The organism is Stenotrophomonas sp. SY1, from assembly GCF_021202945.1.
In the GTDB taxonomy this organism is placed as follows: Bacteria; Pseudomonadota; Gammaproteobacteria; order Xanthomonadales; family Xanthomonadaceae; genus Stenotrophomonas.
The window spans coordinates 1487147-1512674 of sequence record NZ_JAJOYR010000001.1 but is presented as its reverse complement, the minus strand read 5'-3'; the positions used below and the strand labels follow the sequence as shown (position 1 = coordinate 1512674).

Genomic DNA, 25528 nt, shown 5'->3' with positions numbered 1-25528 from the left:
GGCGTTGAATGATCACGGTTGTGATCCAGCCCGCTGCCATCAGAGACAGACCGGTGCGGAATTGCCGCACCGGTTTTTCCCATCCGGCAAGGTCAGCCTTCGACCGCCACGAAGCCACCGGTCTGCCGCGCCCACAGCCGTGCATACAAGCCACCTGCGGCAATCAGTTCGGCATGCGTGCCGGTCTCCACGATCCGCCCCTGATCCATCACGACCAACCGGTCCATCCGCGCAATGGTGGAGAGGCGATGCGCAATCGCAATCACTGTCTTGTCGCCCATCAGTTCGTCCAGGCTGTCCTGGATCGCCGCTTCCACTTCCGAATCCAACGCAGATGTCGCTTCATCCAGAATCAGGATAGGTGCGTCCTTGAGCAGCACACGGGCTATGGCGATTCGCTGACGCTGGCCGCCGGACAGCTTCACCCCGCGTTCGCCGACATGTGCGTCGTAACCCTGCCGGCCCTGCCCATCAGTCAATGCATCAATGAAGCCATCGGCACGTGCCTTGGCCACTGCTGCGCGCAACTGCGCCTCCGTCGCATCCGGGCGGCCGTACAGCAGGTTGTCGCGGATCGAGCGGTGCAGCAGCGAGGTGTCCTGCGTCACCACGCCAATGTGCGCACGCAGGCTCTCCTGGGTGACATGCGCGATGTCCTGGCCATCGATCAGGATGCGCCCGCTCTCCAGGTCGTACAGCCGCAACAGCACGTTGACCAATGTGGACTTGCCTGCACCTGATGGCCCAACCAGGCCGATCTTCTCGCCAGGCTTCACCGCCAGGTTCAGCCCGGCCATCACGCCGCCGCGCTTGCCGTAGTGGAAATGCACGTTCTGGAAGTCAACCGCGCCAGCCGTCACCTGCAGTGGTGTGGCATCGCTGCGGTCCTGCACCGTCAGCGGCTGCGCGATGGTTTCCATGCCGTCCTGCACGGTGCCGATGTCCTCGAAGATGCCGTTGATCGTCCACATGATCCAGCCGGACATGTTGTGTATGCGGATCACCAGGCCAGTGGCCAGCGTGATCGCCCCCACGCTGATCAGGCTGCCGTTCCACAGCCACAACGCCAGCCCGCAGGTGCCGACGATCAGGAAACCATTGAGAACAGCGATCACCATTTCCAGACTGGTGGTGATGCGGGTCTGCGCGCGGTGTTTGTCTGCCAGCTCCTGGATCGCCTCGGCCACATAACGTTGCTCGTGCCCGCTGTGCGCGAAGAGTTTGAGCGTGGCGATGTTGGTATAGCCATCAACGATGCGTCCCATTGCCTTGGAGCGCGCATCGGAGGCAATCCATGCACGGTGCTTCATGCGCGGCACGAAGTACACGCCGATACCGACATAGGCCACCAGCCACACCGCCAATGGCAGCATCAACCGCCAGTCGGCCTGCGCGAACAGATACAGCGCGGTACCGGTGTAGACGACGATGTACCAGAGCGAATCCACCATCTGCACCGCCGACTCACGCAACGAGGTACCGGTCTGCATCACCCGGTTGGCGACGCTGCCGGCGAAGTCGTTCTGGAAGAAGGTCAGGCTCTGCCGCACCACGTAGTTGTGCATCAACCAGCGCGAGCGGTTGCTCAGGCCCGGCACGATGGACTGGTTCACCAGCAGGTTGTGCAGCGCCACCAGCACCGGTCGCACCAGCAGCGTGATCGCCGCCATCCACAGCAGCTCATTGGCATGGCGCTGGAAGAAACCCGCCCCCGGCTTGTCGGCCAGCATGTCGACGATGCGGCCGAGGAAGTCGAACATCGCCACTTCCACCAGCGCCAGCAGCAGGCCTGCAATCAGCGTGGCCAGCAGCACCGGCCATACCGGCGTGAGGTAGTACAGATAGAAGCGCACCACACCGCGCGGCGGTGTGCGCCCGTCCACCGGTGGAAACACGGGAATCAACGACTCGAACCAGCGAAGCATCGCAACGGCCTGCAGAAACAGAACAGGCCGCGATTGTCCCATCGCGGCCTGTGTTGTGCCTGTCTACAAACGGGGCTGCACGCCGGGATTCAGTTCACCGCCTGCATTGACAATCCCTGCAGCGCCAGGCGGGGGATGACATCCCAGTCTGTGGATTTCTGTACCTGCAGGAGCTGTGCAAGCCGCGAGGCTGACGTTCCGCAGCGTACAAGGGCTCGTGATTCCAACTAAAGAATCCTGGACAAATATCTGTAGCAGCCGATGATGCCCCCTTCTCACCATCACCGGCTTCACGGCTTACGCCGCTCCTACAAACAGCGGTGTTTCACTCCGCCTTGGGCTTGAGCAACAGGTCCTGGAAATCGAAGCTGAAATCGGTCAGCGACGACACCGCCTGCATGCGCACATCACGCACCTTGCCATCCGGGTCCAGGCTGAAGTTGACGAACGCATCGGCGTTGAGCGAACGGTTGTCCCAGCGCACGATGAAGGTGTCGTACTGCCAATGCTCCATCGTGCCGACCAGGTCGGCCGTGGCGCCGAAGCGCAGGCGCAGCTTGCCGCCCTTGTGTTCAACGAACACATCGCCGTACCAGGCGTCGCGATAGGTGCCTGCATAGCCGGACAGCGGCAGCGACGGCGTGGACTTCGCGCTGCGTGCCGCCTGGTGCTTGGCCCAAGCCTCGTCGGCATTGCTCTGTGCCTTGGCAACGCTGGCGGCATAAGCGGCCACCCAGTCATTGCCCTGCGCACCGAGCATCGCGTCCAGCACGCTCAGGGTGATCGCATTGAAGGCGGCACCGGATTCCTGGTTGGTCAGCACCACCACGCCCAGGTTCTGCCCCGGCACCAGCGTCAGCCGCGACACCTGGCCCGGCCAGCCACCGGTGTGCCACACCAGCTTCTGCCCGCGGTAGTCGCTCAGGCTCCAGCCTTCACCATAGCCGGCGAAGTTCGGCCGCGCGGCTTCCAGCTCCGGCACCGACGGCTTGGGCACCACCTGCGGGATCTGCATCTGCCACATCTGCTGCTGGGTCTTCTCGCTGAACAGCTGCGTACCGTCAGCAAGCTTGCCCTCGGCCAGCTGCACGTTCATCCAGCGCGCCATGTCACGCACACTGGAGTAGATGCCGCCGGCACCGGCGTTGTTGGACCAGGTCAGCGGCGGCACCGGGCGCAGGTCGGTGAAGTCGTACTTGGCATGGCCAACGGCGGCCTTGTCAGCGGGCTTGAGGTGATCGGCGTTGTAGCGCGTGCCGCCCATGCCCACCTTGTCGAAGATGCGCTGCTGCAGGAAATCGGCGAAGGACTGCCCGGACACCTTCTCGATCACCTGCTGCGCCACCGCATACAGGATGTTGTCGTACGCATAACGATCGCGGAAACCGTTCTTCAGCGGCACCTGCGCCAGGCGCGCCACCACGTCGGCGTTGCTGTAGGTGGTGGTCGGCCAGAACAGCAGGTCGCCGGCACCCAGGCTCAGGCCGCTGCGGTGCGAGAGCAGGTCGCGGATGCGCATCTCGCCAGTGACGTAGGGGTCGGACATGCGGAATGACGGCAGGTGGTCGATCACCCGGTCATCCATCTTCAGCTTGCCTTGCTCGGCCAGCAGATTCAGAGCGGTAGCGGTGAACGCTTTGGTATTGGAGGCGATGGCGAACAGCGTATCGGCCTGCACCGGTTCGGGCTTGCCCAATTCACGCACGCCCCAACCGCGCTCCAGCAGCACCTTGCCGTCCTTGACCACGGCCACGGCCACACCCGGTACGTCGAACTGCTGGCGTACGCGCTCGACCGTTGCGTCAAGCTGCTGCAACTCCGCCGGCACGGCGGTCTCCTGCGCGCTGGCCACGGGTGCCGCAACGCCCATCGCGAGCACCAGCCCGCCCCCAAACCACTTGTTCAAATGCACTCTCCCTCAGGTTCGATGCCGCCCCATGCCCGGGTGCGGCCTTCTCGCGATGGTAACGCGGGCGCGCCCACGCTCGCTTTTCCAACGTTGCCCGGAGGCCGCCATGGACCTCGCCGCCCACACCACCGCCACCGTCATCCCCTGCCTGCGCTACCGCGATGCCCCGGCCGCCATCGACTGGCTGTGCAACGCCTTCGGCTTCCAGCGCCAGGCGGTGTACCAGGAGGGCGATATCGTCCAGCACGCGCAGCTGGTGTTCGGCAACGGCATGTTGATGCTCAGCTCGGTCCAGCCCAGCGCCTGGGGCACCAACATGATCCAGCCCGACGAAGTCGGCGGCATGGAGACGCAGAGCGCCTGCGTGATCATCAGTGATGCCGACGCGCATTACGCCCGCGCCAAGGCTGCCGGCGCGGAAATCCTGATCGACATCGCCGACCAGGAGTACGGCGGACGCGGCTACGGCTGCCGCGACATCGAAGGGCACATCTGGTGGTTCGGCACCTATGACCCGTGGAAGGACACCGCGACTGCTTGATGCAGGCGGGGCAACAGGCCTTCCCAGAGAGGCGCCAGAACTGCGCGCTGCTCCATCCTGGCCTATCGGTTGCAGCCGAAAACCCGTTCAGGTGTTCGCGCGATTTCAAGCATCACGATGGCATCCGCCTGGTCAGCTTCGCGGCTGACGCCGCTCCTACAAACAGTGCCGAGGCGAGTACATTGTCGGCTTCGCGGCCAGGGCCGCCCCAATCCTGACGACGATCATGGACGACCTGTTTGCCAGCACCGCTACCACTTCAGGCTTCCACATCGGCATCGGCGGCTGGACCTATGTGCCGTGGCGCGGCGGCATGTTCTATCCGGTCGGGCTGGTGCAGCGTCGTGAACTGGAGTTCGCCAGCCGCCAGCTGACCAGCATCGAGATCAACGGCACCTACTACGGCACCCAGAAGCCGGCCATCTACGCCGGCTGGCGTGACGCCACGCCGGACGGTTTCGTGTTCTCGGCCAAGGCGCCCAAGCGCATCGTCACCGCGCGCAGGCTGGCCGGTACCGGTGGCCAGATCGAGGATTTCATCGACGGCATCAGCCACCTCGGCGACCGGCTCGGGCCGCTGCTGTGGCAGTTCGAAGCCGGGCGCACGCTGGACCGCGATGACGTCGCCAGCTTCCTGGGCCTGCTGCCGGCGCAGGTCAACGGCCGCCGCCAGCGACATGCCGTGGAAATCCGCGACCCGGCCTTTCTCGACGCGGAAACCGTGGCCCTGCTCCGCCAGCACAACGTGGCGCTGAGCTACACCGATTCACCCGAGTACCCCAACGCCGCCGACCTGTGCAGCGATTTCGTCTATGCACGCCTGATGCGCAGCCGCGATGAGCACCTCACCGGTTATCCCTCTGCGGAACTGACGCAATGGAAGGCGCGTGCGCGCACCTGGCGCGAGGGCAACGATCCGCAGGACCTGCCGCACGCATCGACCGCCGCGGCCACCCAGACACCCCGCGAGGTCTATCTGTACTTCATCAGCGCCGCCAAACACCGCAACCCGGCTGCCGCGCGCGAACTGTCCGGCCTGCTCGAACAAACCTGAAGCAACGCGGGCGGCAACACGTATTCATATCGGCGACAATTCGCGCCATGTCGACGCCCGAAACCCGCAAAGCCCTGCTTCAAATCCATTTCTGCGTGCTGCTGTGGGGCGTCACCGCCATCCTCGGCAAGCTCATCACCCTGCCCGCCCTGCCGCTGGTGTGGTGGCGCATGTTGCTGGTGGTGGCGATGCTGGCACTGTTGCCGCGCGTTTGGCGCGGCCTGTCCACGCTCAGCCTGAAGCTGGTGCTCGGCTATGCCGGCGTGGGCGCACTGGTGGCACTGCATTGGCTCACTTTCTATGGCGCGGTGAAGCTGGCCAACGCCTCGGTGGCGGCCACCTGCATCGCGCTGGCGCCGGTGTTCACTTCCATCATCGAACCGTGGATCGCACGCCGGCCGTTCCAGCTCAAGGAACTGGCATTGGGCATCGTGGTGCTGCCGGGCGTGGCGCTGGTGGTTGGCGGCGTACCCGATGGCATGCGTCTGGGCGTGGCCGTGGGTGCAGCGTCGGCGCTGCTGGTGGCCTTGTTCGGTTCATTCAACAAGCGGCTGGTCAGCCATGCCGACCCGCTGACCGTCACCGCGCTGGAACTGGGCGCCGGCACGCTCACGCTCACCCTGCTGGCACCGGCACTACCGCTGTTGCTGCCGGCCCTGGCCAGCGATCTGTGGGTGCTGCCCAACCTGCATGACGGCTTGTTGCTGCTGGCCCTGTCCGGCCTGTGCACGCTGCTGCCGTTCGCCTTGGCGCTGGTCGCGCTGAACCACCTCAGCGCCTACACCGTGCAGCTAGTGACCAACCTGGAGCCGGTCTACGCGATCGTGCTGGCGATGCTGTTCCTGGGCGAACAGCACGAACTGACCACCCAGTTCTACCTGGGCGTGGCGATCATCATCGGTGGCGTGTTCCTGCATCCGCTGCTCAACCGTGTGCGCCCGGGCAATACGGCCACTGGCGACGGCCCGCGCATCAGCCACTGATCCCGTCAGCGACGCGCCCGCGCTGCTGACCGCCGCTGACGGCACTCCGCCACGCCGGGGTGGCCGGGGCTAACCCGACAGCACCACCCGGTCGCGACCCTGGTGCTTGGCCTGGTAGAGCGCCGCGTCGGCACGCTGCAGGGTCTGCTGCGTGGTTTCGCCGGGCCGGTGCGCGGCCAGGCCGATGCTCACCGTGACCGGCAACCCCACCGGCAGCATCGCCACCGTTTCGCGCAGGTACTGGCATTGCAGCTCCGCCTGCGCCAGCGGTGTCTCCGGCATCAGGATCACGAACTCCTCACCGCCGAAGCGCGCGGCCATGCCACGCCCGGCGAACTGTGCACGTAGCGCGGCTGCCAGTTCGGTGAGCACGCGGTCGCCCTCGCCGTGGCCATGGATGTCATTGACCATCTTGAAGTGATCGATATCGACAATGGCCACTGCCGGCATCACCGCACCACCACGCTCCACCGCCTCGGACAATGCCGCCGCCAACGCGCGTCGGTTCGGCAAACCGGTCAGCGGATCGGTACGGGTCTGCTCGGACAGTTCCAGGTTCATCTGTTCCAGCTGCTGGTAATACTCGGCCAGCCGCGCCTCGTACCAGTCGTGTTCGGACTGGTGGTGGTCGATCTCGCGCCGCAGCACACGCATTTCCAGCAGCTTGCCGACCTGCCGCGACAGCGCGCGCAGCGCCTCGGCCCGCAGGTCATCCAGCACCCTGGGAGTCGAGTCGAACACGCACAGCGAACCCAGCGCATGGCCGTCGCTGCTCAACAGCGGCGCACCGGCGTAGAAGCGGATGTGTGGATCGCCCAGCACTGAAGGATTGCCACTGAAACGCGGGTCATGGCGCGCATCCTCCACCACGGTCAGCTCTTTGGGCTTGAGGATGGTGTGGGCGCAGAAGGCTTCGTCGCGGGGCGTCTGCACGCCCTCCAGCCCCTGCAGCGCCTTGAACCATTGCCGGTCCCGGTCGATCAGCGTCACCGCCCCCATGCGGGTACCGCACAGGGTGCGGGCGATGGTCACCAGGTCATCAAACTCCTGCTCGCGGTCCGTGTCGAGAATGCGGTAGCGCTGCAGGGCAGCCACGCGCTCGCTTTCGTTGACGGGCATCGGCGGTTTGATCATGTGCAGTTTCCGGATCAGGCGGGGGTGGGCACCGTTTGAACGCGGAAGAGTCTAGCCTCACCACGCGCAACGCGCGGTGAGGCCATCACATTTCACCACTCGCGCTGCTGTGGCAGCAGGCCGCGCAATTCCTGCTCGGTGAGGTTGCGCCATTGACCGGGCTTGAGTGCGCCGATCTTGATGTTGTCGATGCGCACGCGGCGCAGCTGGGTCACCCGATAACCGAACTCGGCCGCCATCAGGCGGATCTGCCGGTTCAAGCCCTGCTCCAGGATGATGCGGAAGCCGAACTTGGCAATGCGGCTGGCGCGGCACGGCAGCGTCATCTGGTTGTGGATGCGCACACCACGTGCCATGCCACGCAGGAATTCGTCGGTGACCGGCTTGTTCACCGCCACCAGGTACTCCTTCTGGTGACCGTTCTCGGCGCGCAGGATCTGGTTGACGATGTCGCCATTGCTGGTCATCAGGATCAGGCCTTCGGATTCCTTGTCCAGGCGGCCGATCGGGAAAATGCGCTGCTCATGGCCGACGAAGTCGACGATGTTGTCCTTGACCGCGCTTTCGGTGGTGCAGGTGATGCCCACCGGCTTGTTCAGTGCGATGTAGACATGCTTGCGGCCGGTGCTCTTCTGCACCGCGCGTGCGCGCAGCGGCTGGCCATCCACGCGTACTTCGTCACCCTCGCCGACCACCGCGCCGGTACCGGCCACCACGCCGTTCACGGTGACGCGGCGGGCGCCGATCAGCCGGTCGGCCTCGCGGCGGGAGCAGAAGCCGGTTTCGGCGATGTGTTTGTTGAGTCGATTCGTCATCGGCGAATTATCCGCCATTGCCCACAGCCGGAACAGCGCGCGTGGTTCAGACCACTTCCAGCTCGTCGCGCGCATCGACCACGCAATTGCGTCCGTTGCGCTTGGCCCGGTACATGGCGTTGTCTGCGCGACGCAGCAGGGCCGCCATGTCGGTATCGCTGGGCTGCAGTTCGGCCAGGCCGATGCTGGCGGTGACATGCAGGCCGTCGTGCTCCAGCCCGCTGGCGTTCACGGTGACGCGCTCGCGCAACTGTTCCAGGCGCGGCAGGGCCGCGTCGGCACTGCTGCCCGGCAGCAGGATCAGAAACTCCTCGCCGCCCATGCGGATCACGTCGCTGCGGCTGCGCACTCCCGCTTCCAGCGTGTTTGCCACCGACACCAGGACCTGATCGCCCACGTCGTGACCGTAGCGATCGTTGATCTGCTTGAACAGGTCGATGTCCAGGAAGCCGATGGACAGCGGCTGCCCGGCCAGCTTGGCCTGCTGCAGGTACTGCTCCAGCTGGCGCAGCCCGGCGCGCCGGTTGGACAGGCCAGTGAGTGTGTCGGTATCGGCCAGCTGGCGCATTTCATCGCGCTGCTGGCGCAGGTGGCCCAGGCTGCGGTTGAGCGAATAGGCCGCCATCATCAGGAACCAGGTCACCGACAGCTGCACCGCTTCAACCCGGTATTCCACCAGCAGGCGGCTGTCGAAGATGTCGGCCAGGGTCAGCAGCAGCAACGGCACCACCGCGACCATGCCATCGAGCACCTGGTAATCGCCACGGCGCAGCGACACCAGCCCGGCCACCAGGGCCAGCACGCAGGCCACCGCGAATACGTTGTCCATCGCAACGGCGGTCAGTGCCAGCAGATGCCACGGCAACCACGGCGCCAGGATCGCCACCGCACACAGGCCCAGCGCCAGCCACATCATCCAGCGGCGCGACCCACTGAGCACTTCACGGCCACCGCACAGGCGCCACATCACCCAGGTCATCACCGCGTAGCTGAGCGCGGTGATGCTCACCATCAGCACCGGGGCATCGCGGCCCACCGGCAGCCAGGGTTCGGGATAACCGCTGAGCCCGCTGAGCACCGATTGCCAGACCACCAGCAGCGCGCAGACCAGCACGTAGGTCAGGAAGTCCCGGCCGCGCGTGGTGACGAACCCCATCAACGCCGACACCGCCAGCGCCAGCGCAATGGCCACGCAGGCGGTACGCACCAGCAGCCGGGCGGTATCGATCTGCTGCACCGGACTGGGCGCGCCCAGGCGGATGGTCGGAATCCAGCGCGGCTTCAACGGTGGCTCCCAGGCCACCAGGATCGGGTCCAGATTGCCTTTCTGGGGCACCACCACCATGCCGACGCCGGCACGGAAGCGGGAATCACGTGTACGCGCGTCCTGCATGTGCCCGCACACTTCGCGCTCGCCATGCGAAATCATCACTTCGCCGGCAAACACGTTGAATACGTCCAGTGCCTGTGGTGCTCCCGACCAGCCGCCCTGTGGTGGCATCACTTCAACCCGGTTCAACAGCCGGGCGGTCGCATGCGGCGTACAGGCACGCAGCGGTGCCTGTTGGTCGGTGGCCGCGCCCACCAGCAGGAAATCCTGATCGACCCGGGGTGTGCTCGCGACGCTCAGCCCGGACCACAGCATGGCCAACAGCGCAAACACCATCCGCGCCGCCCATCTGCCGCTGCCCGCAAGCACCGCCCCCCCAGCCTCTGCCATGACTTCCCTCGCGCCCCCTGGCGTTCTGCCGTGAATTATCGCAACAACCCACCCGCAACCGCATGTGAAAACAGACATGGACCGGCTGCGCTTCTCTCGTTATCGACCGCCAACGCAGATAAAACAGCCCCGCGATGTGACAGCGGTGTCTGCAAGGAGGGTGTGCAACGCAGGTGTGCCGGTGCCGGGCTGTTGTAGGAGCGGCGTCAGCCGCGAGGCTGACATCCGCTTCGCCCGGGCAATGCCTGCAATTCCAGATTCTGCCGGGCCTGCTGGCTTTACCAGCTTCGCGGCCGAGGCCGCTCCTACAAAAACCGTGGTCGTTCGCCGCCTGTCCGTACAAAGAAAAACAGCCCCGCAATGCGGGGCTGTTTTCAGGCCTGATCCGGTGCGGGATCAGAAGTTGCGCGGACCGCGCGGCTTGAAGCCGTCACGACGCGGGCCACCCGGGCCACCCGGACGACCGGCCGGCTTGGGGCCGCCCTTGCTGAAGCGCGGCTTGGACGCAGGCGCTGCCGGGCTGCTGCCCTGGTCTTCACCCGGCTCAAGCCGGCGCATCTGCAACTGCTGGCCGGACACCCACACCTTCTTCAGGTGCTGCAGCACATCGGTGGGCATGTCCGCCGGCAGGTCCAGCACCGAATGTCCGTCGTGGATGTCGATGCGGCCGATGTAACGGCTTTCCAGGCCCGCCTCGTTGGCGATGGCGCCGACGATGTTGGCCGGCTTCACGCCATGCTGGTGGCCCACTTCAATGCGGTAGGTCTCCATGCCGAACTCCGGCGCGCTGCGCGGCGGCATTTCACGACGCGGACGCTCACCAAACTCGCCTTCACCACGCGGCGGACGCGGTGCGCGCTCGCCATCGTCCTGACGCGGGCCACGCTCGAAGCGCGGCTCGAAGCGTGCCGGGCGATCACCACGATCACCACGGTCCTCGCGATGGCGCGGGAAGCCGCCATCACGCTGCGGACGCTCCGAACGTTCCGGGCGGTCACCGCGCGATTCATGACGCTCACGCGGCTGCGTGCTCAGCAGGAACGGGGCATCACCCTGCAGCAGCTTGGCCAACGCGGCGGCAATATCCACGGCCGGCACGTTGTTCTCGTTCTCGTAACGCTGCACAAGATCGCGGTAGAAATCGGTGTCGCCGCTGTTGAGCGCCTGGCCGATGCGCTCCATGAACTTGTTGACGCGGTGGTCGTTGACCGCATCCACGCTCGGCAGCTGCATTTCTTCGATCGGCTGGCGGGTAGCGCGCTCGATCTGGCGCAGCATGCCCTTCTCGCGCGGGGTGACGAACAGGATCGCCTCGCCGCTGCGGCCGGCACGGCCGGTACGGCCGATGCGGTGCACGTAGCTTTCGGTGTCGTACGGGATGTCGTAGTTCAGCACGTGGCTGATGCGCTCCACGTCCAGGCCACGGGCAGCCACGTCGGTGGCGACCAGGATGTCGAGCTTGCCTTCCTTGAGCTGGGCGATGGTGCGCTCGCGCTGGGCCTGCTGCATGTCGCCATTGATGGCGGCTGCCGCCATGCCACGCGCCTGCAGCTTGCCGGCCAGTTCCTCGGTGCCGGCCTTGGTCCGGGCGAAGATGATCATCGCGTCGAACGGCTCGACTTCAAGGATGCGGGTCAGCGCATCAAGCTTGTGCATGCCGCTCACCCACCAGTAACGCTGGCGGATGTTGGCCGAGGTGGTGGTCTTGGAGGCGATGGTCACTTCCACCGGGTCACGCAGGTAGGTCTGCGCGATGCGGCGGATCTGCTGCGGCATGGTGGCCGAGAACAGCGCAACCTGACGGGTTTCCGGCAGCTTCTTGAGCACGGCTTCGACGTCGTCGATGAAGCCCATGCGCAGCATTTCGTCGGCTTCGTCCAGCACCAGGGTCTTGAGCTGGGACAGGTCCAGGGTGCCGCGATCCAGGTGATCGATCACGCGGCCGGGGGTACCGACCACCACGTGAACGCCACGGCGCAGCGCCGACAGCTGCTGGCCGTACGGCTGGCCGCCGTACACCGGCAGCACGCGGAAGCCCGGCATCGAGGCGGAGTAGGTCTGGAACGCCTCGGCGACCTGGATGGCCAGTTCGCGGGTCGGAGCCAGCACCAGCACCTGCGGTTTGGTGGCGGAAAGATCGATGTTGGACAGCACCGGCAGCGCGAAGGCACCGGTCTTGCCGGTACCGGTCTGCGCCTGGCCAAGCACGTCACGGCCTTCCAGCATCGCCGGAATGGTTGCAGCCTGAATGGGCGACGGGGTTTCGTAACCGACGTCGGCCACCGCCTTCATCACAGGCTCTGAGAGGCCGAGATCTGCGAACAGCAGCGGCGCGGGGGATTCTTGGGACATGGGGAACTCCGGGGGCACCGCCGCGAACGGGCGGGCGAAAAGACGCATATTGTGCGCCCTGAACCCCCTTGCTGTCGCGTGGCTGCGAATGTCCGTTCAGCTGGCGACTACACGAGCGCCCGCCCGGCTCCCTTCCCGGCGGCCATTGGCGCACAATAATGCCCGCATTTTTCCTGTGAATCCCATGCAGACCATCGATTTTGAACTGGACCGCGAGTACGTGGAACTGAAACAGCTGCTCAAGCTGACCGACCTGGTCTCCAGCGGCGGCGAGGCCAAGATGATCATCGGTGAAGGCCATGTGACCGTCGACGGCGAGGTCGAACTGCGCAAGGCGTGCAAGATCCGCGCCGGCCAACAGGTGGTGCTGGGCGAGGTGCAGATCCGCGTCCTGGCAGCCGCCGAGTAAGCCGGCGCCCCGGCCGGCTCCGCAGCAGCGGTTCGAGCCGCCAAGCAGGAAGCGCATCGGTCCTGTTGCCACCTGCTAACGCTGACCGTCCCGGGCCGGAGTCATCCCCGGCCCGCGTCTCCCGCCGATCCAGCAGTGAATGCGGTCACGCCATCCGCTGGGTCAGGTGCCCGGCAATCATCTTCCTGAATGGAGCCACGCCATGGGCGGCCCTCAGCGCCGCGCCGCGCAGCACCCGTGCCGGCAGGCGGTTGTCGTTGTACAGCGCGGCGATGGCATTGGTGGCCTCGTACAACGGGCGCGTTGCCAGCCGGTGGCCACGCTCATAACGGGCCAGCATCGACGCCTTGCCGATATCGCCACCCTGCTCGGCCACCTCGTTGACCAGCCGCGCCAGCCGCTCCTGACTCTGCAGACCGAAGTTGAAGCCGTGCGCGGTGACCGGGTGCATGCCCACCGCTGCATCACCCACCAGCGCGTAGCGCGGGCCGGCAAAGCGGTGCGCGTACACGCCCACCAACGGATAGACGTGGCGCGTCCCCACCGGCTCCATCGCACCCAGCCGGCGTTCAAAGAAACCGGTGGTCGTCTGCCCGAAGCGGGCATCGTCCATTGCCACCAGTTCCTGCATCTGCTGTGGCGGCAGGGTGATCACCGCCGAGGCCTGGTTGCCTGGCAGCGGCAGCATCGCCAGGGTGCGGTCGTAGCCGAACCACTCCCAGGCTTCGTGCCGGTGCGGGCGCTCGCAGTGCAGGCGGCAAACCATCATCGACTTGCCGAAGTCCCGCATCTGCGCACCGATGCCCATCATCCGCCGGGTGCTGGAGAAGCGGCTGTCGGCCGACACCACCAGCCGCGCGGCGAGACGCCGGCCATCGGACAGGGTGATCAGGTTGGCGTCATCGCCGGTTTCGATGGCGGTGACTGAAACGCCGTCCAACAGCTCCAGCCCCGCCTGGCCCTGCACCGCCTCCCAGGCGGCGCGGCGGATCAGGTGATTGGGAACCAGCCAGCCCAGCTCGCTCACGTTCTCGCGCTCGGCGGCAAAGCCCAGCGCGAACGGCGAGTTGCCGTTCATCACCTTGGCGCTGCGCAGCGGCGAGATTTCGGCAGGATCAATGCGCTGCCACATGCCCATGGCCTGCATGATCTGGCGCGAGGCGTGGGTCAGCGCGATCTCGCGCCCGTCGAAGGCCGGCTCGGCCAGGGTGCTGGCCAACTGCAGCTCCACCAGCGCAATCGACAGACCGCTGCCTGCCAGGCTGCGGGTCAGGCTCAATCCGGCCGGACCTGCGCCCACCACCACTACGTCCACCTTGTGCATGTCCACTCCGCGATGCCGATGGCGCTCAAGCCTAGTCAACGCGTTGTAAGGAAACATTGATCTGGATCAGGCGCGAGGCGTTCCGGCCGGACAAAAACCGCCGCGCAGCCCGGCGAACGGTAGTGCCGAGCCATGTGCTCGGCAGGGACTTCATCGGCACAGCCGCAGCGGAGCATGGCTCCGCTCTACCGTCGGGCTGTCAGTTGGCCGCGCGCACGCTGTACCCGGATGCACGCCACACCTTGTCCTCATCCAGCCGGAAGGACACCAGTTCGCGCACCGGCTGGGCGTTGTTGGCAAAGCGGGTCGGGAAGCTGACGTTGAGGTAGATGCCCTCCGGCACGGCGGCGCCGGCCGGGTACTGCACGCGGGTGATCGATGGCTTGCCACGCGATACCAGCGCGCCTAGCTTGCTGCGGTCGCCGTTGACCGAATTGGCGAAGGCCTCGCGGGTCACCGCCTTGCGCGCGACCGCCGAGGCGCCATCCCAGACCTGTCCGGCCTGCTGGGCATCCACCAGCTGCGCCACCTGCTGCGCCGCGCGGGTCATGTCCGCATCCTGCTTTGCCAGCTGCGCCTGCTGGGCCGGGGCGATGGCAGGGGTTGCCGGCGCACGCGCACCCGGCGTTGCAGCCGGCGGCGCTGCTGCCGGCGCCGTTTGCGCGAGGACCGCGCTGGTGGACAGGCCCAATGACAACATCAGCAATACAGGCAACCTACGCATGGCTCTCTCCTTGGCACTTGCTGTGGATCAGGAGGCGCCATCCCAACACGATTCGGCGCCGCGTGCAGCACAAGCGCTCTCAGTGGCGCTGGGCGGGTACGACCGGCGGTACGACCGCAGCCGGCGCAGCCGTGGCTGCGGCAGCTTCCGGCGCCGGGGTGGCGGCCGGTTCCGGCGTGAGCAGGGCGATGTCGGTTTCCGACAGCGGGCTTTCGTCCGGACAGACTTCATCCGGGAAACCGAAGCGCTCCTTCAAGGCCTGTCCGCAGCTGTTCACCGTTTCCAGGTCGACCCCTTCCACCTTGCACTCGCGGTCGAAGGCCACCAGGAAGGCATCCTTGCGGCGTACGAAATCGTCGCCGCACTTGCGCATCTGCTTGATCCGCTCCAGGTCGTCCTGCACGGCGTTGGTGCCGTCCAGACCGAACTGCTTGAGTTCCTCGCTGGTCAGCAGGCGCAGGCTGCGGTTGGGCACGGTCATCATCAGGTCGGCCACGCCCACCGCCACGCCATTGCGTTGCAGGTAGTCCTTCACGTTGTCGTAGACCTCGTGCAGCTCCTTGTTCAACTCCGCGCGCGAAGTGGCGGTGGAGCTGATGCGCATCATGCGGTGGATGCCGACCTTGCCGGAGATCAGCCGGTTGTCGCCGGCCGCCAGCACGAACACGCAGGCGCTGTGGCAGATGGAGCCTTCGCGCACCCACATGGTCCAGCCCGATTCACCGATGCTGTCGCCGGCCACGATGGCCGCTTCCACCTGGCCGCCGCTGGAGTCCAGGTCAAGGATGCGGCGAGCGATCTTCTTCGTGTCGGCCACGATCGCCAGCCGCGTCATCATCTCGGCGAAGGACGGGTTGATCTTGCCCACGTAGCGCACGCGCATCAGGCCGCGCTCCGTGCAGGGCTCCAGCGCGGCATTGAGGGTGTCACGATCCAGCGATTCCAGCGCCAGGCCATCGCCGTGTTCGCCGGCGTAGTCGGTGCCACAGCTGATCCAGGCCTTGCCGTTCTCCAGCTGTACATCCGCCCATGGGCGATCCTTGGCCGGCACGGTCGCCGGGGTCGGCCGCGGTGCGTCAGCGACGTTGATCGACACCATGTGGTCGCCATCGGCGGCTGGGCCAACGACCGCTTCGGTGGCAGGCGCCTTGCCGGGCTCGACCTTATTGCAGGCCAACAGCCCGAGACACAACAGCGGCGACCACCAGAATCTGGGCAACATGGGCAGCAATCAAATCCGTACAACGGCGCACGCGCCGGAAAGGCCACAGTCTAGTGCCCAAGCCCACGTTCACCGCAATCGTTGCTAAACAACCGATCGCCATGAGCATTGATGTCCGGATTTGGCCAGTACCGGGCCGCCGACGGGCCTAGACTGGCGCCATGCACAACCCTTCCCTCCCCAGCTACGAGCAATGCGAACAGGCGCGACTGGCCCGCGACGCGCGCTTTGACGGGCTGTTTTTCACCGCCGTGCGCAGCACCGGCATCTACTGCCGGCCGGTGTGCCCGGCGCCGCCGCCGCGCCCGCGCAATGTCAGCTACTTCCCCAGCGCCGCCGCGGCCACCGCGGCCGGCTTCCGGCCCTGCCTGCGCTGCCGGCCGGAACTGTCCCCGGATGACGCCAGCCTGTTGCAGGACCACACCCTGCACCGCGCCCTGACCCTGCTCAACGAAGGCATCCTGCAGGAGCAGGCCGCTTCAGCGCTGGCCGAGGCGATGGGGCTGAGCGCGCGCCAGCTGCAGCGGCTGTTCGTGGCCCGGCTGGGGGCCACCCCGGCCCAGCTGCATGCCACGCGCCGGCTGCTGCTGGCCAAGCAGCTGCTGACCGAAACCGCCCTGCCGGTTACCCAGGTGGCGCTGGCGGCCGGCTTCAACAGCCTGCGCCGTTTCAACAGTGCGTTCTTGGCCGGCTGCGGCATGCCGCCCAGTGCGCTGCGCCGGCAGCACGGCACGGTGCAGGGCGGCGAGCCGGTGCTGCGCCTGGCATACCGGCCGCCACTGGATTTCCGCGCGATGCTGGCGTTCCTGCGCAAGCGCTCGCTGCCGGGGATCGAGCAGATCACCGAGGACAGCTACCAGCGGGTGATCGTCAGCAATGGTGCGGCCAGCCTGATCCGGGTCAGCGCCGATCCGCGCCGCCTGGAACTGCGCCTGCAACTGGGCACCACCGACCCGCGCGCCATCCCGGCCATCGTCGCGCGCGTACGCCGCGTGTTCGACCTGGACGCGGACCTGTCGGTGGTCCACGCCAGCCTGGCCCAGGAGCCGTTGCTGGCGCGCGGTATCGCCGAGCGCCCCGGCCTACGCATTCCCGGTGGCTGGGACGGCTTTGAAGTGGCCGCGCGCGCAGTGCTCGGCCAGCAGGTCAGCGTGGCTGCGGCCACCACCCTGGCACGACGGCTGGTCGACAGTTTCGGCCAGCACCTGCCGGGCATGCCCGAAGGACTGGACCGCCAGTTCCCGACGCCAGAAGTGTTGATGGAAGCACCGCTGGAAACGATCGGCCTGCCGCGCAGCCGTGCGGCGACGCTGCGCGCGGTGGCCCGCGCCTGTGCCGAAGGCCGCCTGGATTTCAGCCGCGCGCAGACCCTGGAGCATTTCGTTCAACGCGCCGTTGCCCTGCCCGGCATCGGCCCATGGACTGCGCACTACATGGCGCTGCGTGCGATGGGCATGCCCGACGCGTTCCCTGCCGGCGACCTGGTATTGCAGCAGGTGCTGGGCCAGGGCCAGCGCCTGAGCGAAAAACAGACCGAGGCCCGCTCGCAGGCATGGCGCCCGTGGCGCGCCTACGCCGTACTGCATCTGTGGCATCTGGCCGCTGCGACCCCCAAGGAGTCCTGACCATGAGCATCTACTACGACCGCTTCGACACGCCCATTGGCCCGCTCACCGTCGCCGCCGATGAAAACGGCGTGCGCCATATCCTGTTCGCCGAAAACCGGCATGACGCCAAGGGCCGCGAGCATTGGCAGCACGATCCGGACGCGGTCGCCGAGCCGCGCCGACAACTGCTGGGGTATCTGCAGGGCAAACGCCGCCATTTCGACCTGATCCTGGCGCCGGCCGGCACCGACTTCCAGCTCGATGTCTGGCAGATGCTGGCGCAGATTCCGTTCGGCGCGACCTGGAGCTACAAGGAGCTGGCCGAACGCATCGGCAAGCCCACCGCCACGCGCGCCGTTGGCGCGGCCAACGGCCGCAATCCGCTGCCCATCGTGCTGCCCTGCCATCGGGTGATCGGCAACAACGGTGCACTCACCGGCTTCGGCGGCGGCCTGCCGACCAAGGTCGCGCTGTTGAAGCTGGAAGGTGTGCAGGTGGACGAGGAGCCGGAGGCGGATCTGTTTGGTTGAGTTCTCGGATTGAGTGACTGAGCGCGGAAGTCAGTGCCTTACCCCTCCCCAACCCTCCCCTGCGCCTGTGGCGCAAGGGAGGGGGCAACAGCAAGAGCAACCAGCAACCAGCAACAGCCTGCACGTACCACCCCCCTCCCTTGCGCCACAGGCGCAGGGGAGGGCTGGGGAGGGGTGCCGTTGCTTCTGCTTCTTGCTTCAGCATCCCCGCAACCACCCGATCGACAACTTCCGGCAAAGCCAGCCACCGGCCCCAGCACGGCTGCGGACCCAAAGTCGTATTCGTCACGTCATGCGGCGGATTTATCATGTCGCGATGAATTCCTTACGCTTCCCTGCGGCAGCACTGGCCACTGCCCTGCTCGCCGCCTGCGCTTCCTCACCCGCCCCACAAACCCCTCCGCCGGCACCGCCGACGGTGCTGCTGCTGTCCATCGACGGCCTGCGCGCGGACATGCTCGACCGTGGCAACAGCCCGAACCTGCTGCGTCTGGCTCGCGAAGGCGTGCGCGCGGCGGGCATGCGGCCGTCCTATCCTTCGCTCACCTTTCCCAATCACTACACGTTGGTCACCGGCCTGCGCCCAGATCACCACGGTTTGATCCACAACGCGATGAGTGTCGAGAACCTGGGCGATTTCCGTCTCAGCGACCGCCACGCGGTCACCAACGCGGCCTGGTGGGAAGGCGGCGAACCGATCTGGGTGACGGTCGAAAAAGCCGGTTACAAGAGCGCCACCTGGTCCTGGCCCGGCAGCGAAGCGCCGATCCAGGGACACCACGCCAGCCAGTGGCGCCCGTATCAGGAAGGCGCACCGATGAGCGAGCGCGTGCAGCTGGTGCGTTCGTGGTTGAACGGCGCACCCGATGGCGTGCAGCCACGCCTGGTCGCCACCTACATGGAACACGTGGACCAGGCCGGTCATGCACACGGCCCGGATTCACCGGAATACGCCGCGGCACTGCGCGAAGTTGATACCGCCATCGGCCAGTTGATCGACGGGCTGGCCAGCGACGGGCTGCTCGACCGCACCAACATCGTGGTGGTTTCCGACCACGGCATGGCCACGGTCAAGCAGGGCCAGGCCGTCGCCACCGAGGACATGGTGGCGCCGGAAATCGCGCAGGTGGTTTCGTACGGTCAGTCGGTGGGTTTTGCGCCCCTGCCCGGCAAGCAGGCCGAAGCAGAAAAAGCGCTGCTCGGCGAGCATGCGCACTACCAATGCTGGAACAAGGCCAACCTGCCAACGCGCTGGCACTACGGCAGCAACCCGCGCGTGCCGGCCATCGTCTGCCAGATGCAGGAAGGTTGGGATGCGATCAGCCGCGCGAACCTGGCCAAGCGTCCGCCCGGCGACCGTGGTTCGCACGGCTACGACCCGGCGCTGCCATCGATGCAGGCGGTGTTTGTGGCCCGCGGCCCGTCGTTCGTGCAAGGCAAACAGCTGCCGGTGTTCGACAACGTCGACGTCTACCCGCTGCTGACCCAACTGCTCGGGGTAACCCCGCGCCCGAACGATGGCAACCCGCAGACCCTACAACCGGCCTTGCGCGCCAACGCCAAGTAGAGCGGAGCCATGCTCCGCGGGGGCAGGTTAGATAAACCCGTGCCGAGCGTTGCTCGGCACTACATCCCGCCCCTGTAGAGCGGAGCCGTGCTCCGCTGGGGCATTACCGGCAAATCGTGCCGAGCATGACTCGGCACTACGCGTGAAGCTTCAGATCTGCTCGCCGAACGCCTTTGCCAGCTCGCGATACGCCGCGTGCTGCTCCTCGTTGCTCGGCACCGGTGCAACCACTTCCAGTTCGACGATCTGGTCGCCATCGGGCTTGCCAGGCAGTCCGCGCCCGCGCAGGCGCAGCTTGCGGCCACTGTCCGAATCGGCCGGCACCTTCAGTTCCACCGCACCGCCCAGCGTCGGCACGCTGATGGTGGTGCCCAATGCCGCCTGCCATGGCGTCACCTGCAAGGTGTACAGGATGTTGCGGCCATCCACTTCAAAACGCGGATGCGCGGCGTATTCCACTTCCAGCATCAGGTTGCCGCCGCCGTTGCCCTGCCCGACCAGGCGGATCACCTGGCCCGGGCGGATGCCCTTGGGCACGCGCACGTCCAGCTGCTTGCCGTCGACGGTGATGCGCAGGTTGTCGCCGTTGTAGGCCGCTTCCAGCGGTACCGAGAGCTTGGCGCGGGTATCGCGCATCGGCTGCGGACCACCACCAAAGCCGCCCTGCGGGCGCCCACCGCGCTGGCGTGCGAACAGGCTTTCGAAGAAATCGCTGAAGCCACCACCGGCGCCACCGCCGCCAAACACTTCCTCGAAGTCGAAGCCCTGGCCGCCACCGAAGTTGGGCGGTGCGTGGAACTCCTCGCCTGGCCGGTAGCCCTGCGCGCGCAGCTGGTCGTAGGCCTGGCGCTTGGCCGGGTCACGCAGCGCCTCGTAGGCCTCGTTGATGGCCTTGAACTTGTCCTCGGCCCCGGCCTCCTTGCTCACGTCCGGGTGGTACTTGCGCGCCAGCCGCCGGTAAGCGGTCTTGATCTCGGCATCGCCGGCACTGGGTTCCACGCCCAGCGTTGCGTAGTAATCCTTGAATTCCATCCATACACCTCTGCAAAAAAGTCAGGCCCGCCACCTTTCGGCAACGGGCCGTCATGCAACCGGCAACCGCCGTGGCGCCATTCTAACGGGCCACGACGGTCACGCTGGTGGAAAGATGCTCACGCTGCTCAGGCGGTGGCCTGCTCCACCTGGATGCGCCGGGGCGCGGCCTCGCTGCGCTTGGGAATGCGGATTTCCAGCACGCCGTTGTGACTGCGCGCCACGATGCCCTCGGCATCGGCGGTATCGGGCAGTGTGAAACGACGGTTGAACGCGCCATGGCCACGCTCGCTGCGGGCAAACAAGCCATTCTCGGCCGTGGCAGCCGCCGCGCGCTCGCCCTTGATCGATAGCACACCCTTGTCCATCTGGACGTCAATACTGGACGGCTCCACGCCGGGCAGATCGGCCAGCAGCACGAACTGCGTGGGTTCTTCGCGGATATCCACCGCCGGCACCCAGCCATCGCGTGCCAACGGCTGCGTCTCCAGCAACGGTGCCAGCAGATGGCGGATCTCGGACTGCGTCGGCCACTGGCGGTAACGTACGATGCTCATCATGTCCTCCTGCAAGGTTGCGGGAGTGGCAGGCCGGAATGGCGTTGCCGTTCCCATGCCCACGAGGTGTTGTGTGAAGGTGGCCTTTTCAAGCCGTTGACGCTGCCCTTCCACCCCATCACTAAACTGCAATTCAGGCTCAGGAGTTCCGCATGTCCATCAAAGTTGGCGACCGCATTCCGGAAGTAACCCTCAAGCGTCTGCGTGAGGGACTGGAAACGGTTGACACCTACACGCTGTTCGACGGGCGCAAGGCGGTGATGTTCGCCGTGCCCGGCGCATTCACTCCAACCTGTTCGGCGCGCCACCTGCCCGGTTACGTTGAGCTGTTCGACCAGTTCCGCAGCCGTGGCATCGAAGTGTTCTGCGTGGCGGTCAATGATCCGTTCGTGATGCAGGCCTGGGCCAAAACGCAATCGGTACCCGATGGCCTGCAGATGCTGTCCGACGGCAATGGCGACCTGACCCGTGCGCTGGGCCTGGAACTGGATGCAACCAGCTCCGGCATGGGCATCCGTTCGCGTCGTTTCGCGCTGTATGTCGAAGACGGCATCGTGCGCGGTTGTTACATCGAGGAGCCCGGCCAGTTCGAGGTCTCCTCGGCCCAATACGTGCTGGAGCATCTGCCCAGCTGATATCCCAACCACAGGAATGGCCAGCCATGAGCAAACAGCCCGCCACCCGATCGAAGTCACCCAGCACGCCGCCCGCCGGCATCACCGATCGCAAGATCCTGCGTACCAACGCACGCAAGCGCATCGAGGACGGCGCGGTCACCCCGACCTACCTCGCCGATCGCAAGGCGGTGATCAAGCTGCTCAACGACGCGTTGGCCACCGAGTGGGTGTGCGTGCTGCGCTACTACCGGCACTACTACATGGCCAGAGGCATGCTTGCCGATGCAGTGAAGGCCGAATTCCTGGAGCACGCGCAACAGGAGCAGGCCCACGCAGGCCTGCTTGCCGAACGCATCGTGCAGCTGGGCGGTGAGCCGGATCTCGATCCGGACACCCTCACCGCCCGCTCGCATGCCGAATACCGCGAAGGCGGCAACCTGCGCGATATGGTCCGCGAGAACCTGATCGCCGAGCGCATCGCCATCGACAGCTATCGCGAGATGATCAATTTCATCGGCGACAAGGACACCACGACCAAGCGCATCCTCGAGCAGATACTGGCACAGGAGGAAGAGCACGCCGATGATTTCGCCGACATGCTGGACGGGTGGATCGGCGAATAGACCACGCGCATTGTTCCTGCAGGAGCGGCGTGAGCCGCGAAGCTCATGCGTTATCGGACGATACGAAGCCCGACTGCTCACATTGCGTGGTGGCGATCCTCTTTGACGGCGGAAAGGACATCAGCTTCGCGGCTCACGCCGCTCCTACAGATTCCGACACCTCCCGTAGGAGCGGCTTCAGCCGCGAAGCTCATGCGGCATCAGTCATTGCCAAGCGCGTCCGCTGACAATGTGCGATTACGGGTTTCGTTGACAACGGAAGAAATGCCAGCTTCGCGGCTGAAGCCGCTCGTACGCTGATCGCGTGGCCGCGCACGATCATTCGCCACTCTCCGCGTTCTTATTACCGAACCACCCGGAACCGAACGCGCGTCCAGGTTCCGTCCGCGGCCAGTGCGGTCAATGTGTGATCGCCGGGCTCATCAAAATCACGCACGAACACGCGGGCACCCTGGGTCTGCACGATCCACCGCCCGTCCAGCAACCACTCGATCGACGACTCGCTGCCCAGCGCCCGCAGTTGCAGACGCGGGCCGTGCGTGGCACCCGGCGGCCGCGCCAGCGTTGCCTTGTCGTTGAGCCCGTCGATATGCAGCACCGCGTCGGACTGGCGCCCATCATCCGGGCAGCCGTCGGCCAACGGCGGCAACTGCTGCGCCTGCCGTTGTGACACCGACAACCACGGCGACGCCAATGCCGGCCAGCGGGCGATTTCGCGATCTTCCAATCGGTCATGCCCTTCGCAACCGGCCGAGACACGCTTGCCGGTATCCGCATCCACCTGCAAACGCACCCTGCCCGATTGCCACAAGCGTGCATCGCGTTCGGCGAAGGTCGGTGGCACCACGCCGTCGAGCACCATCGCCGGGAAACGCCGCTGGCACATCGCCGCTGGCGTCTGTTCGGCGGCAATGCCCAACGGCCAGCAGATTTCCACTTCGCTGACGCTGGCCGGCGGCGTGCGCGTGGCGTTGTCGCCGGGCTGGCGCGGCAGGCTGTCGATGACCTCGAACATCAGCGGCAACGCGGTGACCGCGCCGTACTGGCCCGGCAACGGTGTGCCGTCCGGCCGTCCCACCCACACGCCCACCGTGTATTGACGCGTGCTGCCGATCGCCCAGGCGTCGCGGTAGCCGTAGCTGGTGCCGGTCTTCCAGGCCACGCGCGGACGGCTGCCGGTGTCGAAGGTGCCCACGCCGTAACCGGGACGCGGATTGGATTCAAGGATGTCACGCACGATCCAGGCCGCGCCTTCGGACATCATCCTGCGTTCGATCTTCGGCTCCTGCGCGGTGTAACGCACGCGTCCGGCGATGCCGCCACGATTGAACGAAGAAAACGCGCCCACCAATCCTTCCAGCTGTGCGCCGGTGCCGCCGAGGATGACCGCCAGATTCGGCTTGGCGCCGTGCGGGAATTTCAGGCTCACCCCGCCATTGGCCAGGCGCGCGGAGAAGCGCGCAGGCCCAACGCGATCCAGCAGGTCCACCGACGGCACGTTCAAGGACAGCCGCAACGCGCTGGCCACCCCAATCGGTCCGTTGAATGCCGCGTCGAAGTTGCCCGGGCGGTATCCGCCAAAACTCTGCGGCGCATCGACCAACAGGCTTTCGGAATGGATCAGGCCATCGTCCAGCGCCATGCCGTACAGGAACGGTTTGAGCGTGGAACCGGGCGAACGCCACGCCTGCACCATGTCCACATGGCCCAGACGCGGCTTGTCACCGAACGCCACCGAGCCGACGTAGGCCCGCGCTTCCAGAGTGTTGTTGTCCATCACCAGCAGCGCGGCGGAGGTACGTTCGGGCAGCTGCGAGAAGTAGGCCGCCACGCGCTCTTCCAGCGTGCGCTGCAAGCCGCTGTCCAGCGTGGTGCGGATATGTGCCGCGCGTGGCTGTTGCCCGTGCAGGCGCTGCGCGAGCAATGCGGCATGCAGCGGTTGCTTCAGCGAGCGCGCCACCACCGGCTCGATGCGGGCGTCGGCCACGTCCTCGGCCGACCACACACCCAGCTCGCTCATGCGCGAAAGGACCTTGTCGCGGGCACGCTGGGCCGCTTCCGGGTGACGATCCGGCCGCAGCCGGCTCGGTGACTGCGGCAGCACCGCCAGCAGCGCCGCCTCGGCCTGCGACAGATGTGCCGCGGACTTGCCCAGATATGCCCAGCTGGCCGCCTCCACGCCTTCGATGGTACCGCCGTAAGGCGCGCGTTGCAGGTACAGGTTGAGAATTTCGGCCTTGCTCAGGTGCGCTTCCAGCTGCAACGCACGCAGCAGCTGCTTGAGCTTGCCCCACGGCGTGCGCGTATGCGGATCAAGGATGCGCGCCACCTGCATGGTCAGCGTGGAGCCGCCGGAAACAATGCGCCGCTCCAGCAGCATCTGCTTGCCGGCACGCAGCAACGCCCACGGATTGATGCCCGGATGCCGCCAGAACCAGCGGTCCTCGTAGGTCAGCAAGGCCTGCAGATACAGCGGTGAGATGGATTTGGCGTCGGCCGGGTAACGCCACACGCCTTCGGCATCGGCGAAGGCGCGCAGCGGCGTGCCGTCGGCGGCCACCACCAAGGTGCTGGTGTCACGCGATTTTGGCAGCGGCGGCGGGAAGGACAGGTCCAGCACCAGCAGCAGGGCCAGCAGCCCTGCCAATCCCCAGCGCAGATTGCGGAGCGTGAGAGCCGCGCGCAAGCGGGTGCCAACGTTCTTCAGCCATTGGACGCGCGTGTTCACTCGTACCTGTTCTTCAATCGTGACCGGGTGGTTGTGGGAGCGGACTGGGTCGCATGGCGGCGGGGGCCATCGCAAGGAGGAGATGCATCGCCAAATCCATCCTGCCTGCGAACGCAATGCCGGAGGCGCGCTTGGAATTGCCTCTGCGCTGTCGT

The 25528-nt window shown here is 66.2% G+C and carries 22 protein-coding genes; 10 read left to right on the top strand and 12 right to left on the bottom strand.

Going from position 1 to position 25528, the window contains the following annotated elements; genetic code table 11:
• Positions 1 to 92 precede the first annotated feature (92 nt).
• Together LR961_RS06160 and LR961_RS06155 are read right to left on the bottom strand one after the other, a co-directional pair.
• A complete protein-coding gene (locus LR961_RS06160) occupies positions 93 to 1925 on the bottom strand; it encodes an ABC transporter ATP-binding protein (RefSeq protein ID WP_232147537.1) in 1833 nt (610 codons plus the stop codon).
• A 325-nt stretch (positions 1926 to 2250) separates the two neighbouring features.
• Positions 2251 to 3795 carry a serine hydrolase gene (locus tag LR961_RS06155; RefSeq protein ID WP_232149233.1) on the bottom strand — a complete coding sequence of 515 codons (1545 nt, stop codon included), beginning with the start codon at positions 3793 to 3795 and terminating at the stop codon, positions 2251 to 2253.
• Between the two features lie 145 nt (positions 3796 to 3940).
• Here LR961_RS06155 and LR961_RS06150 point away from each other — a divergent pair, with 145 nt between their 5' ends.
• From LR961_RS06150 to LR961_RS06140, 3 genes are all read left to right on the top strand, one after another.
• The gene (locus tag LR961_RS06150) at positions 3941 to 4375 is read left to right on the top strand and encodes a VOC family protein (RefSeq protein WP_232147536.1); all 435 of its coding nucleotides are present in this window, start codon (positions 3941 to 3943) and stop codon (positions 4373 to 4375) included.
• Positions 4376 to 4601: 226 nt separating this feature from the next.
• Positions 4602 to 5429 carry a DUF72 domain-containing protein gene (locus LR961_RS06145; RefSeq protein ID WP_232147535.1) on the top strand — a complete coding sequence of 276 codons (828 nt, stop codon included), beginning with the start codon at positions 4602 to 4604 and terminating at the stop codon, positions 5427 to 5429.
• 47 nt (positions 5430 to 5476) lie between these two features.
• Positions 5477 to 6412, top strand: coding sequence for a DMT family transporter (locus tag LR961_RS06140; RefSeq protein WP_232147534.1), 936 nt, complete (start codon positions 5477 to 5479; stop codon positions 6410 to 6412).
• 69 nt (positions 6413 to 6481) lie between these two features.
• On the opposite strand, the gene LR961_RS06135 is transcribed toward LR961_RS06140, so the two are convergent.
• The 4 genes from LR961_RS06135 to LR961_RS06120 all read right to left on the bottom strand — a co-directional run bounded on the left by LR961_RS06135 (position 6482) and on the right by LR961_RS06120 (position 12433).
• Positions 6482 to 7546, bottom strand: a complete 1065-nt coding sequence (locus LR961_RS06135; protein WP_232147533.1) for a diguanylate cyclase — start codon at positions 7544 to 7546, stop codon at positions 6482 to 6484.
• Between the two features lie 92 nt (positions 7547 to 7638).
• A complete protein-coding gene (locus tag LR961_RS06130) occupies positions 7639 to 8361 on the bottom strand; it encodes a pseudouridine synthase (RefSeq protein WP_232147532.1) in 723 nt (240 codons plus the stop codon).
• Between the two features lie 46 nt (positions 8362 to 8407).
• Positions 8408 to 10081, bottom strand: coding sequence for a diguanylate cyclase (locus LR961_RS06125; RefSeq protein ID WP_232147531.1), 1674 nt, complete (start codon positions 10079 to 10081; stop codon positions 8408 to 8410).
• 396 nt (positions 10082 to 10477) lie between these two features.
• Positions 10478 to 12433, bottom strand: a complete 1956-nt coding sequence (locus tag LR961_RS06120) for a DEAD/DEAH box helicase (protein WP_232147530.1) — start codon at positions 12431 to 12433, stop codon at positions 10478 to 10480.
• A 184-nt stretch (positions 12434 to 12617) separates the two neighbouring features.
• Here LR961_RS06120 and LR961_RS06115 point away from each other — a divergent pair, with 184 nt between their 5' ends.
• Positions 12618 to 12842, top strand: a complete 225-nt coding sequence (locus tag LR961_RS06115) for an RNA-binding S4 domain-containing protein (protein ID WP_232147529.1) — start codon at positions 12618 to 12620, stop codon at positions 12840 to 12842.
• Positions 12843 to 12987: 145 nt separating this feature from the next.
• Here the strand turns inward: LR961_RS06115 and ubiM are convergent, their stop codons facing one another.
• From ubiM to LR961_RS06100, 3 genes are all read right to left on the bottom strand, one after another.
• A complete protein-coding gene (gene ubiM / locus LR961_RS06110) occupies positions 12988 to 14166 on the bottom strand; it encodes a 5-demethoxyubiquinol-8 5-hydroxylase UbiM (protein WP_232147528.1) in 1179 nt (392 codons plus the stop codon).
• Positions 14167 to 14365: 199 nt separating this feature from the next.
• Entirely contained in the window at positions 14366 to 14866 is a 501-nt protein-coding gene (locus LR961_RS06105) for a DUF4019 domain-containing protein (RefSeq protein WP_232149232.1), read from the bottom strand.
• Positions 14867 to 14969: 103 nt separating this feature from the next.
• The gene (locus LR961_RS06100; RefSeq protein WP_232147527.1) at positions 14970 to 16112 is read right to left on the bottom strand and encodes a hypothetical protein; all 1143 of its coding nucleotides are present in this window, start codon (positions 16110 to 16112) and stop codon (positions 14970 to 14972) included.
• Between the two features lie 161 nt (positions 16113 to 16273).
• Here LR961_RS06100 and LR961_RS06095 point away from each other — a divergent pair, with 161 nt between their 5' ends.
• The 3 genes from LR961_RS06095 to LR961_RS06085 all read left to right on the top strand — a co-directional run bounded on the left by LR961_RS06095 (position 16274) and on the right by LR961_RS06085 (position 19816).
• Positions 16274 to 17737, top strand: coding sequence for a DNA-3-methyladenine glycosylase 2 (locus LR961_RS06095; RefSeq protein WP_232147526.1), 1464 nt, complete (start codon positions 16274 to 16276; stop codon positions 17735 to 17737).
• 2 nt (positions 17738 to 17739) lie between these two features.
• A complete protein-coding gene (locus LR961_RS06090) occupies positions 17740 to 18249 on the top strand; it encodes a methylated-DNA--[protein]-cysteine S-methyltransferase (protein ID WP_232147525.1) in 510 nt (169 codons plus the stop codon).
• Positions 18250 to 18565: 316 nt separating this feature from the next.
• Entirely contained in the window at positions 18566 to 19816 is a 1251-nt protein-coding gene (locus LR961_RS06085) for an alkaline phosphatase family protein (protein ID WP_232147524.1), read from the top strand.
• 150 nt (positions 19817 to 19966) lie between these two features.
• Here the strand turns inward: LR961_RS06085 and LR961_RS06080 are convergent, their stop codons facing one another.
• Both LR961_RS06080 and LR961_RS06075 read right to left on the bottom strand, forming a co-directional pair.
• Positions 19967 to 20848: a DnaJ C-terminal domain-containing protein gene (locus LR961_RS06080; protein ID WP_232147523.1), complete on the bottom strand. Its 882-nt coding sequence runs from the start codon at positions 20846 to 20848 to the stop codon at positions 19967 to 19969.
• 128 nt (positions 20849 to 20976) lie between these two features.
• Positions 20977 to 21405, bottom strand: coding sequence for an Hsp20/alpha crystallin family protein (locus LR961_RS06075; RefSeq protein WP_232147522.1), 429 nt, complete (start codon positions 21403 to 21405; stop codon positions 20977 to 20979).
• A 152-nt stretch (positions 21406 to 21557) separates the two neighbouring features.
• Here LR961_RS06075 and LR961_RS06070 point away from each other — a divergent pair, with 152 nt between their 5' ends.
• Genes LR961_RS06070 through LR961_RS06060 form a run of 3 tightly spaced genes read left to right on the top strand, consistent with a single transcriptional unit; the run spans position 21558 to position 22872 of the window.
• On the top strand, positions 21558 to 22040 hold the full coding sequence (locus tag LR961_RS06070; protein WP_232147521.1) for a peroxiredoxin: 483 nt from the start codon (positions 21558 to 21560) through the stop codon (positions 22038 to 22040).
• A gap of 26 nt (positions 22041 to 22066) precedes the next feature.
• Positions 22067 to 22645 carry a ferritin-like domain-containing protein gene (locus LR961_RS06065; protein ID WP_232147520.1) on the top strand — a complete coding sequence of 193 codons (579 nt, stop codon included), beginning with the start codon at positions 22067 to 22069 and terminating at the stop codon, positions 22643 to 22645.
• Positions 22646 to 22674: 29 nt separating this feature from the next.
• Positions 22675 to 22872, top strand: a complete 198-nt coding sequence (locus tag LR961_RS06060; protein WP_232147519.1) for a hypothetical protein — start codon at positions 22675 to 22677, stop codon at positions 22870 to 22872.
• A 116-nt stretch (positions 22873 to 22988) separates the two neighbouring features.
• On the opposite strand, the gene pbpC is transcribed toward LR961_RS06060, so the two are convergent.
• The gene (gene pbpC, locus LR961_RS06055; RefSeq protein ID WP_232149231.1) at positions 22989 to 25331 is read right to left on the bottom strand and encodes a penicillin-binding protein 1C; all 2343 of its coding nucleotides are present in this window, start codon (positions 25329 to 25331) and stop codon (positions 22989 to 22991) included.
• Positions 25332 to 25528: the final 197 nt, after the last annotated feature.